The sequence below is a fragment of the Palleronia pelagia genome, assembly GCF_900110115.1.
In the GTDB taxonomy this organism is placed as follows: domain Bacteria; phylum Pseudomonadota; class Alphaproteobacteria; order Rhodobacterales; family Rhodobacteraceae; genus Palleronia; species Palleronia pelagia.
This window is the reverse complement of record NZ_FOCM01000005.1, coordinates 207,284-223,894: the sequence shown is the minus strand read 5'-3', so window position 1 is coordinate 223,894 and position 16,611 is coordinate 207,284. Positions and strand designations below refer to the sequence as shown.

Sequence of the window (16,611 nt, the reverse complement as noted above, 5' to 3'; positions counted from 1 at the left end):
GGGTCCCATGAAACACATTGCCGTCATCGGTGCGGGCATGGCCGGTCTGGCCGCCGCGCACGACCTTTCCGGGGCGGGGCTGACCGTCACCCTCTTCGACAAGAGCCGGGGCACCGGCGGGCGCCTGGCCACCCGGCGCAGCGACGTCGGTGCCTTCGACCACGGTGCACCTCTGGCGCAGGGCGATGACTCCGCGTTCCACGAGGCCATGGCCGGCCTTGGCGATGCCGCAATGGCCGTGGATGACGGCTGGCGCGGACGCCCGGGGATGAGCGGTCTTCTGAAGCCCTGGGCCGCGGGTTTGACCCGGCACGCGGGCACCCGGATCGCGCGCCTCGACGACAGGCCCGAGGGCGTGCGGCTGACCGACACCGACGGCGCCGACTGGGGGCCGTTCGACGCGGTGGTGGTGGCCATCCCCGCGCCGCAGGCGGCCGAGCTGCTGCGCAGCGATGCGCTGTCCGAGGTGCGCATGGTGCCGGTCTGGACCGTCATGGCCGCGTGGGACGCGCCGTTGACGGCGGTGCCCGATCCCGCGCCGGTCCCGTTCGATGCCATCCTGCCGCAGGATCGCGCGGGCGCCGTCGTGGCCCACGCACGGTCCGACTGGTCCGCCGAGCGGCTGGAGACGTCCAAACCCGACATGGCGCCGGTCCTGGGCAAGGAACTGGCCGCCGCGCTGGGCCGGGACGCACCGGCGCACGCGGTGGCGCATCTCTGGCGCTACGGCCGGGTGGAGCGGGCGCTGGGCCAGCCGTTCCTGCGCGTCTCGCCGCGGGTATTGGCGGGCGGGGACTGGGCTCTGGGGCCGCTGGCGGGCGATGCCTGGGCCAGCGGGCGCGCCATGGCCGCCACCCTGACGGCGGAGGTCCGGCCTTGAAACCTTTCGCGCCAGACGCGCTGTCGGACCTGGTCCAGGCGCAATTCGACACGGTGATCGACGTGCGCTCGCCGTCGGAATTCGCCGAGGACCATGTGCCCGGGGCCATCAACCTGCCGGTTCTCGACGATGACGAACGGGCGCGGGTGGGCACCATCTACAAGCAGCAAAGCCCGTTCCTAGCGCGCAAGATCGGCGCCGCGCTGGTCGCCAAGAACGCCGCCGCGCATATCGAGGGGCCATTGGCGGGCCACGATGGCGGCTGGCAGCCGCTGGTCTATTGCTGGCGCGGGGGGCAGCGGTCGAACAGTTTCGCCGCGGTGCTGTCCCAGATCGGCTGGCGCGTCCGTGTTCTGGACGGGGGCTACCGCACGTACCGGAACCTGGTGAAGACGCGGCTTTACGACCAGCCGTTCCCGGCGCGCGTGGTGCTGCTGGACGGGTTCACCGGCACGGCCAAGACCGAGCTTCTGCACCTTGCCGCGCGGCGCGGCGTGCAGATCCTGGATCTCGAGGGGCTGGCCAACCATCGCGGGTCGGTCTTCGGCGCCATGGGCGAGCAACCCAGCCAGAAGGGGTTCGAAACCGCGCTGGCTGCGCAGGTGCATACGCTGGACCCGGCGCGCCCGGTGCTGGTCGAGGCCGAAAGCAGCAAGGTCGGCCGGATCATCGTTCCCCCGGCGCTCTGGGCCGCCATGCAGGACGACGCGCCGCGCATCCGGATCGAGGCGCCGGTCGCCGCGCGGGCGGCCTATCTCGAACGTGCCTACGATGACATTGCGCGTGACGCCGACAGGGTCGAGGACATCCTGGAAAGCCTCGTCCCACTCCAGGGCCGTGACCGGATCGACGCGTGGCGGGCGCTGGCCGTCGACGGTCAGACCAATGCGCTGGCGACCGAGTTGATGGTCCACCACTACGATCCGCGCTACGCCAAGCAGGCCGCCGGGGCGCAGGCGACGCTCACGCTGTCGACGGACAGGCTGGATGCGCAAGGGCGGGAGGATCTGGCGGACCGCATCGCCGAAGCCATGGACATGCTGGCGTCAGACAACCCGGATTGAGGGCGCGCCTTCCGTCAATTTTCCAATGATATTAGCGGTATATCCCGCACCCTTGAGATTCAACATGAAGTCTGGTGCGTCGGCGACTGCCACGGCGGCGAGCAGGCCACCCGCGGTTTGAGGATCGTAGAGAAGCTCGCAACGCGGATCGTCCGGGGCCTCGACCCGATCCGCCACCTGCCGGTTCGCTGCGTGCAGGGTCGACCGGGTGCCAGACCGCACCAAGTCCAGCGCGCCGGGCAGGATCGGCAGCGCGTCGAGATCCAGACGGGCGGCCACGCCGCTGGCCTCCAGCATGCCAATGAGATGCCCGGCCAGCCCGAAGCCCGTGACGTCCGTCATCGCGTTGGCGCCGCGCAGCAGCCGCGCGGCCTCGATCTGCGGGGCCGCCATTGCGCGCAGCGTGTCGGCCACTACCGGTCCCGGCGCGTCACCGGTCATGGCCGCTGCCATAACGACGCCCGTGCCCAGCGGTTTGGTCAGGATCAGCCTGTCGCCGGGCCGTGCGCCCGCCAAGGTCAAGGGGGCCGCGTCCAGCAGGCCCGTCACCGCGAATCCGATGGCGAGTTCCGCCCCCGTGGCCGAATGCCCGCCGACGATGCTGGCCCCGGCGGCGGCGAAGACGGCCTGCGCCGGGGCCATGACCTCGCGCAATGTCCGCGCCTCGAGTGTCGGCGTCGCCCGCGGCAGGGTCAGGATCGGCAGGGCGGTCTGCGGCGCCGCGCCCATGGCCAGGCAATCGCCCAGCGCGTGGTGGGCGGCGATATGGGCCATCAGGGCCGGGTCGTCCGTCACGCTGCGCAGCTGGTCCACGGTGATCGCCTGCCGCGTCTCGCCCATGCGCAGGATCGCGGCATCGTCGCCCGCGCCGGTCTCGACATCGTCGCGGGCGTGCACCGGAAGCTGGGCCAGCGCGTGCGACAGGGTCGATTGCGCGACCTTAGCCGCGCAGCCGCCGCAGGGCGCTTGTTCCGTCAGGGCGCGCAAGCCGGTGGCGGCCTCCTTCGGCGGGCGCGGTGGCGTCATTTCGGGCAGTTCCGACAGCTTGCCCATGAACTTACGGTCGATGTGGTCCTTCCAGCGCCAGAGCCAGCGACCACTCAGCCGCAGCCCCGCCTTGTCGGCCACCGCCGCCTTGCCGCCGGTCGAGATCAGCTTGAGGTAATCGCGCTGCGGATCGTAGCGATGTGTCGTCCCGGCTCCGAGCGCCGCGCGCAGGTTCTGCGTCAGCACCGGCGCCTGCCGCACGGCGAAGACCCCTGCCTTGGGGCGGGGCGCGTGGGTCATGTGGGCGCAGTCACCCGCCGCGAAGATCGCCGGGTCGGTCACGCTGCGCAGACGGGCGTCGACGGCGATGAACCCGTCCGTCAGCTCCAGCCCGGTGCCGCGCAGCCAGTCATAGGGTTGCGCCCCGGCCGCGCCGGTCACGAACCGCGCCGGGATCTCGCGACCGTCCTCCATTACCACGCCCTCGGCCGTGACCTGCGCCGCCTCGGCCTGTTCGATCAGGGTCACGTTGCGCGCGGCCATGGCGTCCAGCAGCGCACGCCGGGCCCCTTCGCCGATACCGTCCAGCGCCTTGCCCCGGTCGATCACGGTGACGGCCGCGCCGCCGCAGCCGAAGGACATGGCCATGGCCAGCTCCACCCCGCCGACGCCGCCGCCGATCACGGCCTTTGGCGCGGTGCGGTTCGGCCCGTCGCGGTGGGCCGCCCATCGCGCGGCGAAGCTGCCGAGCGGCTTGGCCGCCACCCCGTGCATCTCGAAGCCGGGCAGGGCGGGCATGTCGGAATGGATGCCGATATCGACCGAGGCCACGTCGTAGCCGACGCGCCGGGGGCCCAGGATCGCGTCGTCGACGGCGATCTCGCCCAGGCCCCGGTCGATGCCGGTGGCGTGCCCGAGGATCAGCCGTGCGCCCGCGAACCGTGCCAGCCGGACCAGGTCGATCTCGAGCGTGTCGCGGTCGTAGTGCCCGGCGACGAAGCCCGGCAGCATCCCTGTGTAGGGCGCGGTGGGACCGGGATTGATCAGCGTGAGCCGCGCGCCCGGCAGCGGGTCCATTCCCCATTTCCGTAAGACCAGCGCATGGGCGTGCCCGCCGCCGATCAGGACGAGGTCGCGGGTGGCGGGCCATTGGGGGTGCATCGGGTCGCTCCGTTGGGGTCGCGGTTTCCTAGCAAGGGCCGTGTCAGGGGGCCAGCCACGTTCCGGCGAAGCCGTCGTCGCGGGAGTAGAGCGCGCGGCGATGCTCCGGGCCCAGGTAGACGGCGTCGAGCGATTGCAGATGCCCGATCAGCTGCGTGTGCCGCTCGCGCGCCGGGGTCTTGTCGTAGGCGTCCGGCGCGCCGATGCTCGTGCCGGTCGAGGGCGTTCCGCCGTAGTTCATCCGGGCGCCTTCGCCCAGTTGCTCCCACGCCTCGGCATCGCCGGCGACCATTTCGACCCGGACGCGCGCACGCAGTTGCAGGTTGGATTTCGGATCCCAGAACAGAAGCGTGGCGCGTGGATCGGCGACCAGTTCCGCCACCTTGGCCGAGGCCGAGTCGGTGTGGACCTCAAGCGTGTGTCGTGACGGGCTGGCCGAGCGCAGGACCACGATCCGCGCTTCGGCGCCGCCCTCGCGCCCCGCCGTGGCGAAGGCGGGCCGGTGCAGCGGTGATTTCGCATCCGCCGCGCCCCGATGCAGCTTCTGCCACGCAAAATCCCAAAGCTTTTCCAAGTCGTTGGCCCAGTCATCCATATCCGGTCATCTCCAGGTAGCCGATCCCGCCGTGGCTGCCGGTGACGGTGACCGGCCCCTCCCAGTAGCCGAAGCCCAGGTCCATGAAGGCGTCCGGATTGATCGCCGCCACGGTGATGTCCACGCCGCGACCCGGCAGGCGCACGGCCCAGCGGGTGGGCACCTCGCGGCCCGCGACATCGCTGGTCTCGAGCGGCTCGGCCGCGAACGCGCCGTCGGGGAAGGGCATGGTTTGTCCGTCGGCGGTAATCCAGGTGGCGGCGGTGAAATCCTCGGCCCCGCGCAGCCGGAAACCCATCATCTTGTCGCCGCTGTCGAAATGGAGCGAGAACCAGTCCCACCCGCTCTGGTCCTCGGACAGGGGTTGCGAGGACCATTCGCGGTCGAGCCAGGCGCGGCCCGTCACCTCGACCTCGCCACCGGGCAGCATCAGTCGGCCCGACACGCGGTAGAAGGGCTGCGAATAGTAATAGCTCGCCTGTCCCGCGGCGGATTTCACCGAGTAGCCGTCGTCGCCCTGGAAGACGAACGGGCCATCGGCGTCGAGTTGCAGGTCGTAGGCGAAATCGGCGCCCGCCGCCCGCATGGTGACTTCGCCCAGGGTGGGGCCAGCAAGCGACCAGTCGTCGATGAATGCCTCGAACGGTTCGACGCTGACGCCCGCCTGCCCGGTGCCCCCACGACCCAGCCGCTCGGCCGCGAAATGCGCGTCGGGCGTGGTCAGGCCCGCATGGCCCATCCAGGCCTGCCGGCTGTCCCAGCCACCATCGCCGCCCGACGGTGCGAGGGCGGATCGAAACAGCGTCCACTGCACGCCGTAGGGGGTGCCGACGGGGCCTTCGAGGTTGGCGGTGATGTACCACCACTCGATGCGGTAGTCGGGGTGCGGTCCGTGATCCTCGGGAAAGCGGAAGGTCTTGCCGGGCGTGGGCCGCGCGAAGCCGTCGGAGGCGGTGCCAAGTCCTGCGAAGCCCTGGGCCATGGCCCTCGTGGCGAAGGCCGACAGCGTGGTGCCCAACAGGGCGCGTCGGGTCGTCCTAGCGTTCATGGGCGAAGACCTTCAGCAGCTCGTTGGGGGGCGTCCGGGCCAGCTTTATCGCCGGCAACAGGCTCGCCAGCCCGGCGGCCAGCAGCGATAGCACCCCCAGCCAGACCCAGTCACGCGGGAAAAGCTCCATGGGCAGTCGCCAGCCGAACGCCTCGACATTGATGACGGACAGCAGCACCCAGGCCAGCACAAGCCCCACCGGGACCGCGACCACGAAGGTAAGCGCGGCCAGCAGTAAGGCGCGCCACAGCTCGAGCCGGGCGAGGCGGCGGCGTGTGAGGCCCAGCGCCCAGACCGGGGCAAGCTGCGGCTGGCGCATGGTGGCGAGCGTCAGCAAGGACGTCAAAATCGCCAGCGCCGCCACCGACAGGGTGAGCACGTTGAGCGCGGCGGTCACGGTGAAGGTGCGTTCGAAGACGTCGAGCGAGAATTGCTTGATCGACGCCTGGTCGGTGACATTGCCGCCGGAGAGGCCGAATTCATCGATCAGCGCGGTGCGCAGCGCCTCGGGCCGGTCCGTGCGCAGGCCGAAACGCAGGCGCGGCGCCTCGGGGAACAGCGCGTCGAAGCGGTCTAGTCCGACCATGGCCTGCCCCAGCGGGTTGCCGTAATCGCTGTAGACGCCGGCCACCGGCGCGTCGGGCCAGCCGGGCAGGTCCAGCGTCGCGCCGGGCCAGAGACCTTCGCGCCGAGCCAGCTGTTCGTTCACCAGCACGGCCTCGCCGGCGGCGACGCGGTCCCAGACGGCTGCGTCCGCCTCGATCAGGGGCCAGTTGTCGCGATAGGTCGCGTGATCGGCCACGCCGAAGACTTCGCCGGGCGCGCCGGCCAGCTGGGCCTCGCTGCTGCGGATCGGCAGCACCGCGTCAGCGCGCGTGGCCAGCCAGGCGCGCAGGTCTTCGGCTTGCGCCTCGCTCTCGGCGGTCAGGTACAGCTCGGACGCCAGGCGCTGATCCAGCCAGCCGGTGAAGGTCGTGCGGAAGCTGCTGACCATTGTGCCCACGCCGATATTCGCCGCCAACGCCAGCAGCAGCGCCATCAGCGCCAGCGACAGGCCGGGAAGCTGCTGGCGCGTGTCGGCCCAGAACCACTCCGACAGAGGCCCCGCCGCGCCGCGCCCGAAGAAGCCCAGAACAGAATGCAGGATGATGGGCAGTACCAGCGCCGCGCCCACCAGAAGCGCGCCCAGCAGCGTGAAGCCCACCACCAGTCCGCCACCGGTCACGCCGAGCAGCGCGGCGAGAGCCAGCAGTACGACCGCCGCCACCGCCTGCAGGCGCATGGCCCGGTCCGACGCGCGCGCCCAGGCGCGGGGCTGCGCCGGGGCCAGCAGCGGCAGATGCGCCACCTTCCACAGCGACCCGGCGGCGGCAACGGCCGTGCCCAGCGTGGCGATGGCCAGTCCGCTCAGCCACCAGACGGGGCGCAGGCTCAGCGTTCCGTCGACGCTGGCGCCGTAGAGCCCGCGCAGCGTTGCGGCCACGTCGGGCAGCAGCAGGGACGCCACGAGGTAGCCCAGCGCCACCCCGATCAGTCCCGCGACCAGCGCGAGCACCAGAAGCTCGGCGGTCAGCAGCGCCAGCAGCGTCCGCGCGGGCATCCCCAGCGCGCGCAGGGTGCGAAAGACCCCGCGCCGCTGCTCGAAGGCCAGGCCGATGGCGCCGCGCACGATGAATAGACCCACGGCGAAGCTCAGCAGCCCGAACGCGGTGAGGTTCAGGTGAAACGAGTCCGTGAGCCGCGCGATGTCATTGCCGCCGCCCGCGCTGCGCCGCGCGAGCGCGGGTGCGACCTCGTCCAGCGGAGGCGCGGTCAACGACGGCGGCCCGGTCACGACCAGCCTGTCGATCTGCCCCTCGCGGCCCAGGAGCGTCTGCGCGATGCCGATATCGGCATAGGCGACGCCGGGCGGGATACCTTCGGCCGTCTGCCGCTGCGGCAGGTCGTCGGCGTTCGACAGACGCTCCTGCGTGCCCGGCGCGACCAGAAGCAGCCCGGGCGGCGTCAGGAACGCCATGTTCACGTCGCCCGGTTCGCTCGCATCCGTTACCGGCAGGTCGCCCGACGGCAGGGTGAAGCCGTCGATGCCGATGACGCGCAACGGTCCCGCGGGCGAGGGCACGCGCCCCTCGATCAGGGGTGAGACCTGCCAGCCCGCGCGTCGCAACGTGACGAAGAGCGCCTGGTCAATGGCCCCGCCGTCGCGGGCGACCAGCGTGTCGCGGTCGGGCCCGGCCAGCGTGCGCGCGGCCTGGTCATAGCTCGCGCGCGCCTCGGCGTTGATGGCCTGCACCCCTGACCAGAGCGCCGTGGCCGTCGCAAGGCCAAGCATCAGCGTCACCAGCTGAAAGGGTCGCCGGACCCAGTGCGACAGCAGCGCGGTCAGCCCGGCGCGGATCATCCGTCGATCCGCCCGTGCCGCAGGTGCAACTGGCGCTGCATATGGCCCGCCAGCGACTGCGAGTGGGTCACGGTCAGCAGGGACGCGCCGGTTTCCTCGACCAGCGCCAGCATCAGCTCGAGCACGCGGGCGCCGCTGTCCTCGTCCAGGTTGCCGGTGGGCTCGTCCGCCAACACCAGCGACGGCTTGGCGGCCAGGGTTCGGCCGATGGCGACGCGCTGCTGCTGGCCACCCGACAGCTGTTCGGGATATTTCTTCAGGTGATCGGTCAGTCCCAGCCGCGTGGCCAGCCGGTCCGTCCAGTCGCGGTCGTGCTTGCCCGCAAGCCGCGCCTGGAACGCGATGTTGGCGGCCACGTCCAGCGACGGGATCAGGTTGAACTGCTGGAACACCACGCCGATCCGGTCCCGGCGCAGGGCCGCGCGGCCCGCATCGTCCAGCGCGGTGATGTCGGAGCCATCCAGCGTGATCGTCCCGCTGTCGGCATGGTCCAGCCCGCCGATCAGGTGCAGAAGCGTGGATTTGCCCGAGCCGCTGTCACCCGTCAGCGCCATGGTCTGCCCGGCCTCCAGCCGCAGGTCCACGCCGCGCAGGACGGCGACCGGGCCGTCGGCGCCGTCGAAGGACTTGTGCAGGTCTTTGACGATTAACAACGGATTATCCCGTGCTTGGCTGCTCGGTCACGCACGTAGGGGCCGGGTTCCGCGCGACCAGTGGGTGCGTCAATCCACCGGCAGGCCCGAAGGCACGGTTTCGGGCTTGCCGAAGCGGAACGTCTCGGCCGTGGGGCTGGTCAGGGCGTGCAGGAACGCCTCGAGATCGGCGAGGTCGAGAGCGCCCAGCGGCAGCGGCGCGAGGTCCACCCGGGCCCGGTGGCGCGCGGCCTCGAGCCGGTCGGCGCTGGCGGCGAAGTCGCCCGCGGCCAGCCACGGCGCGTGCGGCAGGCGGGCCATGTCGCGTGTCCAGGCGTCCAGCGCGCCCAGCGGATCGGCGTGATGCCGCAGGATGCCGCGCAGGGTCGGGTAGGCGCCGTTATGCCCGTAGGGCGCGGTAAGGGCCACGTTGCGCAGCATGGGCGTGCGGAAGCGATAGGCGTCCTCAAGCCGGTCGGACTTGCCCATCCGTCCCACGTCGCGCGGATAGGGGTCGAAGCGACGGGTGCGGCCCGGACCGATCTGCGGCAGGGCCAGCGCGTGGAAGTCCTGATCGCTCATCAGCGGGCCGGCGTGGCAGGCATCGCAGCCGGCCTCGCCATAGAAGAGCTCCATCCCGCGCCGCTGCTGGGGGCCGAGCGCGTTCGGCTCGCCCGCCAGGTAAAGGTCGAACGGGGTGTCGAAGCGGCGGAACTCCAGGTCGATGTAGGCGCCTAGCGCGTTGCCGATCTCGACGATGCTGACCTGCTCGGGCCGGTCGATATGGTCGAAGGCCTGCACGAACATCTCGCCGTAGTCCGGGATGGTGCGCACGCGCTTGGCCAGGATCGGCCACGCCGCGTCGATCCGGTCGTGGACCGCGCCCGCGATCTCGTTCTCGGACGGGTTGCCGGCCATCTCGAACTGCGCGGTCATGGGAAACAGCGCCTGCGCGGCCAGCGGCGTGGCAAGGCCCTGCGGCAGCCATTCCTCGGCCGGGGTGTCGAAGCCGTTGCCGTAGATCGGCGAAGTCTTCAGCCGCCCGTCGTGGAACAGCAGGCGGATGTCACGCGCGCCCAGGTTCCACAGCGCGGGCGCGTTGCGCGGGATGCGCTTGGCGATGCGGTCCGATCCTTCGCCCGGGGTCCGCTCCGGCCCCACGCCGGTGCCGCCCTCGCCGATACCCAGGCTCAGCCCGTCGCCCGTCGCGTGGTCCAGCGCGTGACACGTCGCGCACGAGATGTTGCGGTTGCCCGACAGGATCTTGTCGTGGAAAAGAAGCTGACCGATCCGCGCCTGATCCTCGTCCACCGCGCGGAAATCGGCGTCGGACAGCGGCGGGGGCAGGGGGCCGGCATGAAGCGGCAGCGCGATCAAGAAGGGGGCGGCAAAACGGTACATGCCGCCATTCTGGCACTTGTGCTGGCGCTGCCAAGTCCCGTCGCGGCGAACCCGGTGGAAAATGCCCGCGACGCCATGGAGGCCGGGGATTTCACCGACGCGATGGAGCTGCTGCGCGGGCCCGCGCGCTCGGGCAATGCCGACGCGGAAGAGCTGATCGGCATCCTCTACGCCATGGGGCTGGGGGTGGAGCGGGACGACCGACGCGCCTTCGAGTGGTACCTGCGCAGCGCCATGAAGGGCCACCCGGGCGCGCAGTCGGGCATCGGCTGGTACTACGAGGTCGGCCGGGGCATGCCCGCGCCGGACCTGGTGCGCGCCTACATGTGGTACACGCTGTCGGCCATCGGCGGCGATCCGGACGCGGCGATCTCGCTGGAAGAGGTGGTGAAGAAGATGGACCAGGCGCAGATCGACGCCGCGCTGGAACTGGTCGAGGACTACAAGGTCTGGATGTACCCGTTCCGCTAGGTGCCTGATTCAGCTTCTGGAAATCGCACGACACCGTTTCAGAACGGATGCGCACGGCCATCATAGGTCTCGAACCGGCCCGTCGTCGCGACCGACAGCGCATCGAAGCGGTCGATCAGCCCCTTGGCCGAGGTCTCGGGCGAGATGGCCGCGCCCGACCCGCCCATGTCGGTCTGCACCCAGCCGGGATGATAGATGCCCACGGCGATGCCGTCGGATTTCAGGTCCATGGCAAGGTTGCGGCCCAGATTTATCATCGCCGCCTTGCTGGAGCGATAGATATAGTTGCCGCCGGACGCGTTTTCCGAGCTGCCCAGCTGGCTGGAGATCAGCGCGATCTTGCCCTTCGCCGCGCGCAGGTTGGGAAGCAGCGCCTGCACGCAAAGGAAGGCGCCGGTCACGTTGATGGCGAACATCCGCGCCCACATGTCGGGCGGGAACCCGTCGCCGAGCGTCCCGCCCCGGTCCTCGAACACGCCGGCGTTGCACACCAGCAGGTCGATCGGCCGATCGCCCAGTTCGGACGCAAGCCGCCCGACCGAGGCGGGGTCGGACACGTCGAGCGGGATATGGCCCTCTGCCGCGCGCGCCGTGCGCGTCACGTCATCGCCGCGGGCGGTCATCCGGTCGGCCATGGCGGCACCGATGCCGCGGTTCGCGCCGCTGATTAGGACATGCATGGCGGACCTCAGTTGGTCTTGGATTTCGGGATGAAGGGCAGGGGCGCGATGGGCACGCCGTCCTCGACCAGCGCGCGCGCTTCTTTCAGCTCGGCCTGGCCATAGATGGGCTGATGCGGCGCCGCGCCCTCGTGCATGGCGCGGGCCTGGCGGGCGAAATCGCGGCCCACGTCTTTCGCCTCGGACTCGATCTTGCGGCGCAGGCGGGCCAGCGGATGGGTGTCGTCCGTGGCCTTCGGCGGCGGTGCGTCGGCCGCGACCGGCGCGCCCCCAGACCGCACGCGGGGCGCCATGAGCGCCTTTTTCACATGGGCACTGCCGCAGTCGGGGCAGGTCACGCGCCCCGATTGCGCCAGCCGGTCGAAGGCCACGTTCGACGCGAACCAGCTTTCGAAATCGTGTCCGTCGGCGCAGGAAAGCGAAAAGCGTATCATATTGAAACCCAAAAGCTACACGCTGTTAGGTAGGCGCTGCGCGGCTTCCCGCCAATGCGGTTGATCGTCAAATCTTCAGGGCCTTCGGGTCGAAGGTTGCCAGCATGCGGGCGAGCTCGGGTTCCTGCACCAGGCGGGCGGCCTTCTTGGGGCTTTCCCACCGGCGGCTTCGCGCGGCTTTCTCAGGCCAGTCCTTCAGCACCTTCTTCACCTTCAGCGGGAACACGGCCACGACGCAGGGCAGGTCGTCGCCATCCATCTCCTTGATATAGGTGAAGATTCCCAGGCACTGGGGGCTCGCCACACCTTCGACGCCGGCTTCCTCGAAGGCTTCGGTACCGGCGGAGTCGGACGGGGTGGCGCCGTCCTGTGGCCAACCCTTCGGGATGACCCAGCGGCGGGTCCGACGGGTCGTGATCAGAAGGATCTGCAGCTTGCCATTGCGCACGCGGTAAGGCAGCGCGCCGAATTGCGTGCGCACATCGCGTTTGCCTGCGGGCGACAATCTCATTGGGCGTGCCACAGGGTCGCTCAGATCCATATCGGGCCTCCGGAAGCGGGCGTTCTTACCCCTTGTTGTTGATCCTATAACATAAATTACCTTTTCACCGCGCGTCAAATCGCCTGCGCCGCGGGGTATGCGACAATTCGGGCCATGTGATTGAATTGCCGTCCGCACAAGGTATCTGTCTCGCATGGAAAAGATAAACGCCTGGTTAATCCTGCTGGTTTCCGTCGTGTGGATCGGTGTGCCGGCTGGTGCGGCGCCCGACGGGTGGCGGTTTCAGCTGTTGGAGGGCGACACCATCTCGCTGGCCGATCGCGAGGGACCGGTACTGGTGGTCAACACCGCGTCGCTCTGCGCGTTCACACCGCAATACGAGGGCCTTCAAGCGCTGCACGATCGTTACGGCGCCAAGGGCCTTCTGGTTCTTGCCGTCCCCTCTGACGATTTCCGGCAGGAGCTGGCCTCCGACAAGGAGGTGAAGGAATTCTGCTCGGTCAACTTCGACCTCACCCTGCCGATCGCCACGATCACGCCCGTCCGCGGGCCCGCGGCGCATCCGTTCTTCGCCGACATGGCCCGCGACGAAGGCGCCGCGCCGCGCTGGAATTTCACCAAGTACCTGGTGCGCGACGGCGAACTGATCGGACACTGGCCCTCTTCGGTGCGGCCGGACAGCCGGGCGATCACGCGCGCCATCGACGCCGCGCTGCCGTGACACTGCGCTTCATCGGCTCCGAGATCTACCGGGGGTCGAGCTACGGTCCGAACCACCCCCTGCGGGTGCCGCGCGTATCGACCGTGATCGACCTGTCCCGCGCGATGGGCTGGCTGCCGCGCGATGTCTACATCCCGTCGCCGCGCGCCAAGCCCGCCTCCCTCGCGACATGGCACGACCCCGACTATCTCGAGGTATTGCAGCGGGCCGAGCGGCACGGCCACGTCACCGAGGCCGAGCGCGCGCGCCATGCCCTCGGGACCCTGTCGAACCCCATCTATCCCGAGGTTTTCCGCCGCCCGGCCACGGCGGCGGGCGGTTCGATCATGGCGACCGGTCTGCTGCGCGACGGCGGCGTGGTGTACAACCCCGGCGGCGGAACCCACCACGGGTTGCCCGACCGGGCCAACGGGTTTTGCTACCTGAACGACCCCTGCCTTGCCATCGTCGCATTCCGGCGCTGGGGATATCGCCGCATCGCCTACGTGGATATCGACGCGCACCATTGCGACGGGGTTGTGCACGGCTTCGGCGACGATCCGGATGTGCTGATCGTCTCGACCCACGAGGAACGGCGCTGGCCGTTCACGGGCGCGGTCGAGGATCGCGGCGCGGGCAACGTGTGGAACCTGCCGTTGCCGCGCGGGGCGCATGATGGTGACATGGCGGCGGCGCGGGACAAATTGATCCTGCCGCTGGTCGAGGGGTTCCGCGCCGACGCGGTGATCCTGCAATGCGGGGCCGACGCGGTGGCCGAGGATCCGCTGTCGCGGCTGGCGCTGTCGAACAACGCGCATTGGGCCATCGTCGCGGCGTTGCGCGACCTGGCGCCGCGCCTGCTCGTGCTGGGGGGCGGGGGCTACAACCCCTGGTCGGTGGGCAGGTTGTGGACAGGTGTCTGGGCCACCCTGTCGCGCCAGGAGATCCCGAGGCGCCTGCCCGAGGCGGTCGAGAACGTCCTGCGCGGGCTGGAGTTCACCGGCCACCGGCTGGGGAAGAACCCGCCGGATCACTGGTTCACGACCCTGCGGGATGCGCCGCGCGACGGGCCGGTTTCAGAGGTTGTCGCGGCGCGCTTGCGCCAGTTGGGGGACAGGGCCCGCGCCTGGGTCTAGGCGCGGGCAGGGTCCCGGTCAGAACAGGTCGGGAAACCTTTCCTGCATCTCGAGCGTCGCGTGGTGACGGTCGGCAACGGGAATCTCGGTGCTCGTGAAGGCAAGGGCGGCGGTGGCCGCAAGGCTCAAGCCCAGCACTGCGCCGAGAACGGCGGTATTGAGACGGGTATTCATCTTCGCGCTCCTCGATCGGCGTGTTTGCGTTCTAATGGACCATATACGCAGCCCACGCCGAGGAAGTTTCGCGCGTTTCCGCACAGATGATCACATCGCAATGACATGAGTGCGAGGGGCGCACTTCGGTAGCACCTGGCCACGCTTCGCACAGAGCGATCTTGGCACGCCCCTTCTCTGTTTGGCTTGGCCGATTACGTCGGCAGGTTGTGCTGTGAGGGCGGCGTGGGGCTCTGGGCATCGGGAGACGGCACATTTCGCGACCGGCCGGGGATCTGTCGTCAGACGCGTTCTTCGCCGGCAAGCCGACGGCCGGATGTCCGGTTTTGGCCGGTGCCCTGGGCTAAGGTGTTTCGGCGACGCTTGGGTCTTTTTCGTCAGGGTGGAAGCGCACAGCCCATGAGTTCTGACCTCATCCGAACCTGGCCGCAGCCTAGAAGGCATCCCAGCCGTCGAGATGCGCGGCAAGGTTTCCGGTCGACACCGGCAGTTTGACGGCCTGTTGCCGGGCAATCGACCTGGTGCCGGCCGAAGCGGGCTCGGACAATGTGATCACCTCGTTGCTTACCTGGAACCGTGCGGTCGAGCCTTTCAGCCCGTCGGCTTCCGTGGAGAGCAGGGCACCGGTTTCGCGCACCTCTTCGAATGCGGCGGCTTGCCTCTGCGTGTTCGTGTCGATCCGCGACACAGCGCTGTTGATCTCGCCGATCCCATTCACCTGCTCGGACATGGCGACCGCGATCTGATCGATCCGCTGCGAGACCTCGGCGACGCTCTTCGAGATCTTCGTAAGCGAGTCCTGCGAGTTGTTCACCCTGTCGACGCCTTCTGCGACGGCCTGGTCGCTGCGCGCGATGACTTCGTCGATCTCGCGGGCCGCGTCGCCCGCGCGTTGGGCCAGTTGACGGACCTCGGACGCGACGACCGAAAAACCACGGCCGGCTTCGCCCGCGCGGGCGGCCTCGACCCCGGCATTCAGGGCCAGAAGGTTGATCTGGAAAGAAATTTCGTTGATCACGGTGACGACTTTGGCGATTTCCTTCGATGCATCCGAAATGCGCCCCATGGCGGCGGCGGCGTCTGCTGCGACAGCACTGCCGGAATGCGCCATGTCCTTGGCCGAGCTTGCGTTCTTGTTTGCATCCACCGCGTTTTCGCTGACCTGCTTGATGCTGGCCGTCAGTTCCTCAATGGCGGCCGAGGTCTCCTCGAGCGATGCCGCATTCTGGGCGGCCTGGCGGGACAGCGCGTCCGAGGTGTCGCGCAATTCGTTGGAGGAAGACGACATGTGGGCGGCGCTGCCCGAGATCTCGCCGATGAGCTGCTTGAGCGACGCGATCATGTCGTTCACGTTGGTCTGCAACGTCCCGAAGTCGCCGCGGAAATCGCCTACCATCTCGGTCCGCAGGTCGCCCGAGGCCACCTGATCGAGGACGCGCCCGGTCTCTCGCAACCCGCTTTCCACCGACTCGAGCAGGTCGTTCAGCTTCTCCTTCAGGCCATCGAGTGTATTGTCATCGAAATCCTTGGTGACCCGCGACGAGAAATTGCCGTTGATCGCACTGTGGACGAGGCCGCCGAACTCGGTATCGAGCTCTTGCATCATCCGTTCGCGGGCTTCGCGGGCGCGCTGGTCTGCGGCCTGCGCTTCCCTTGCTTTCGACAGGGCGGCCTCGGCCTCGCGCTGAGCCGTATTGGCCGCATCTTTCGAGCTTTCCGCCTGCGCACGTGCCTCTTTCGCTTCGGCGATGGCATCCTGCGATGCTTGCAGGCTGGTTTCCAACTCGGTCGTCTTTTCCTGCATGCGCCTGTCGCTGCGCTGAAGGTGCAGGACGGTCCAAGTCAGCGCGGCGGCCTCGATCAGGACCACCACCGCGTGAAGAAGCGTGCGCGAGACGCTTTGCGCGACCGAGCCCGAGGGGAAGACAAGACTTGGCATCAGGAGTGACAGGGACAGGTGGTGGATGGCGATGATCACCGTTGCCACCATCACCGCGCTGACGCTTCGCAAACTTATGAGGCAGGCCAGCAGCGCGAAAAACAGCATGTGGCTGTCGATTTGCCACGCGTGGCCCTGAAGTCCGGTGGTCAGCGCGATGGCCTGTCCGATCAGCGCTGTCGCGGCGCCGACAGGCGCCAGAGCGGGCCGCAACAGGGACATGGCCGCCCCGAACAGGATGAAGACCAGCGCGATCGTTCCGGTCGAGAGGGTCGGGCCGCCGGCGAAGGTCACGGCCAGCAGGATGCTCGGGACCAGGGCCATCGCCAGCGAGAAGATGAGAAGGACAGGGGACGTAAAGATGCGCATGATCATGCTCGATCCTCAAAGACTGTCAGGTTCGCGG

Annotated in this window: 16 protein-coding genes; 5 read left to right on the top strand and 11 right to left on the bottom strand. The window is 69.2% G+C overall.

What is annotated here, in order from left to right:
• Positions 1-7 precede the first annotated feature (7 nt).
• Positions 8-880, top strand: a complete 873-nt coding sequence (locus tag BMX96_RS19755) for an NAD(P)/FAD-dependent oxidoreductase (protein ID WP_091845811.1) — start codon at positions 8-10, stop codon at positions 878-880.
• Complete coding sequence (gene mnmH, locus BMX96_RS12560) at positions 877-1,944, top strand: tRNA 2-selenouridine(34) synthase MnmH (RefSeq protein ID WP_091845810.1); 1,068 nt, start codon at positions 877-879, stop codon at positions 1,942-1,944. The genes BMX96_RS19755 and mnmH overlap by 4 nt, the downstream gene beginning before the upstream one ends.
• On the opposite strand, the gene selD is transcribed toward mnmH, so the two are convergent.
• The 6 genes from selD to BMX96_RS12530 all read right to left on the bottom strand — a co-directional run bounded on the left by selD (position 1,927) and on the right by BMX96_RS12530 (position 10,169).
• Positions 1,927-4,092 (bottom strand): selenide, water dikinase SelD, encoded by a 2,166-nt coding sequence (gene selD / locus BMX96_RS12555; RefSeq protein ID WP_091845809.1) that lies wholly within the window; start codon positions 4,090-4,092, stop codon positions 1,927-1,929. The two genes, mnmH and selD, sit on opposite strands and share 18 nt — an antisense overlap.
• Before the next feature lie 43 nt (positions 4,093-4,135).
• Positions 4,136-4,687, bottom strand: coding sequence for a pyridoxamine 5'-phosphate oxidase family protein (locus BMX96_RS12550; RefSeq protein ID WP_091845808.1), 552 nt, complete (start codon positions 4,685-4,687; stop codon positions 4,136-4,138).
• Positions 4,680-5,735 (bottom strand): lipocalin-like domain-containing protein, encoded by a 1,056-nt coding sequence (locus BMX96_RS12545; RefSeq protein WP_091845807.1) that lies wholly within the window; start codon positions 5,733-5,735, stop codon positions 4,680-4,682. Before BMX96_RS12545 ends, BMX96_RS12550 begins: the two co-directional genes overlap by 8 nt.
• A complete protein-coding gene (locus BMX96_RS12540) occupies positions 5,725-8,136 on the bottom strand; it encodes an FtsX-like permease family protein (RefSeq protein ID WP_091845806.1) in 2,412 nt (803 codons plus the stop codon). The genes BMX96_RS12545 and BMX96_RS12540 overlap by 11 nt, the downstream gene beginning before the upstream one ends.
• The gene (locus tag BMX96_RS12535; protein ID WP_091845805.1) at positions 8,133-8,789 is read right to left on the bottom strand and encodes an ABC transporter ATP-binding protein; all 657 of its coding nucleotides are present in this window, start codon (positions 8,787-8,789) and stop codon (positions 8,133-8,135) included. Before BMX96_RS12535 ends, BMX96_RS12540 begins: the two co-directional genes overlap by 4 nt.
• A 69-nt stretch (positions 8,790-8,858) precedes the next feature.
• On the bottom strand, positions 8,859-10,169 hold the full coding sequence (locus BMX96_RS12530; RefSeq protein WP_091845804.1) for a cytochrome-c peroxidase: 1,311 nt from the start codon (positions 10,167-10,169) through the stop codon (positions 8,859-8,861).
• Between BMX96_RS12530 and BMX96_RS12525 the strand changes: the two genes are divergently transcribed.
• Positions 10,125-10,640, top strand: a complete 516-nt coding sequence (locus BMX96_RS12525) for a tetratricopeptide repeat protein (protein ID WP_091845883.1) — start codon at positions 10,125-10,127, stop codon at positions 10,638-10,640. The genes BMX96_RS12530 and BMX96_RS12525 overlap by 45 nt on opposite strands.
• Before the next feature lie 38 nt (positions 10,641-10,678).
• Here BMX96_RS12525 and BMX96_RS12520 read toward each other — a convergent pair whose 3' ends face one another.
• From BMX96_RS12520 to BMX96_RS12510, 3 genes are all read right to left on the bottom strand, one after another.
• Entirely contained in the window at positions 10,679-11,320 is a 642-nt protein-coding gene (locus tag BMX96_RS12520; protein ID WP_091845803.1) for an SDR family oxidoreductase, read from the bottom strand.
• A gap of 8 nt (positions 11,321-11,328) precedes the next feature.
• Positions 11,329-11,754 carry a DUF1178 family protein gene (locus BMX96_RS12515; RefSeq protein WP_091845882.1) on the bottom strand — a complete coding sequence of 142 codons (426 nt, stop codon included), beginning with the start codon at positions 11,752-11,754 and terminating at the stop codon, positions 11,329-11,331.
• Between the two features lie 67 nt (positions 11,755-11,821).
• A complete protein-coding gene (locus BMX96_RS12510) occupies positions 11,822-12,295 on the bottom strand; it encodes an NUDIX hydrolase (RefSeq protein WP_091845802.1) in 474 nt (157 codons plus the stop codon).
• 154 nt (positions 12,296-12,449) lie between these two features.
• Here BMX96_RS12510 and BMX96_RS12505 point away from each other — a divergent pair, with 154 nt between their 5' ends.
• Together BMX96_RS12505 and BMX96_RS12500 are read left to right on the top strand one after the other, a co-directional pair.
• Positions 12,450-12,977: a glutathione peroxidase gene (locus BMX96_RS12505; protein ID WP_091845801.1), complete on the top strand. Its 528-nt coding sequence runs from the start codon at positions 12,450-12,452 to the stop codon at positions 12,975-12,977.
• Positions 12,974-14,092 carry an acetoin utilization protein AcuC gene (locus BMX96_RS12500; protein WP_091845800.1) on the top strand — a complete coding sequence of 373 codons (1,119 nt, stop codon included), beginning with the start codon at positions 12,974-12,976 and terminating at the stop codon, positions 14,090-14,092. The genes BMX96_RS12505 and BMX96_RS12500 overlap by 4 nt, the downstream gene beginning before the upstream one ends.
• An 18-nt stretch (positions 14,093-14,110) precedes the next feature.
• On the opposite strand, the gene BMX96_RS19645 is transcribed toward BMX96_RS12500, so the two are convergent.
• Positions 14,111-14,266, bottom strand: coding sequence for a hypothetical protein (locus BMX96_RS19645; RefSeq protein ID WP_175481732.1), 156 nt, complete (start codon positions 14,264-14,266; stop codon positions 14,111-14,113).
• Positions 14,267-14,699: 433 nt separating this feature from the next.
• The gene (locus tag BMX96_RS12495; RefSeq protein WP_091845799.1) at positions 14,700-16,580 is read right to left on the bottom strand and encodes a methyl-accepting chemotaxis protein; all 1,881 of its coding nucleotides are present in this window, start codon (positions 16,578-16,580) and stop codon (positions 14,700-14,702) included.
• Positions 16,581-16,611 lie beyond the last annotated feature (31 nt).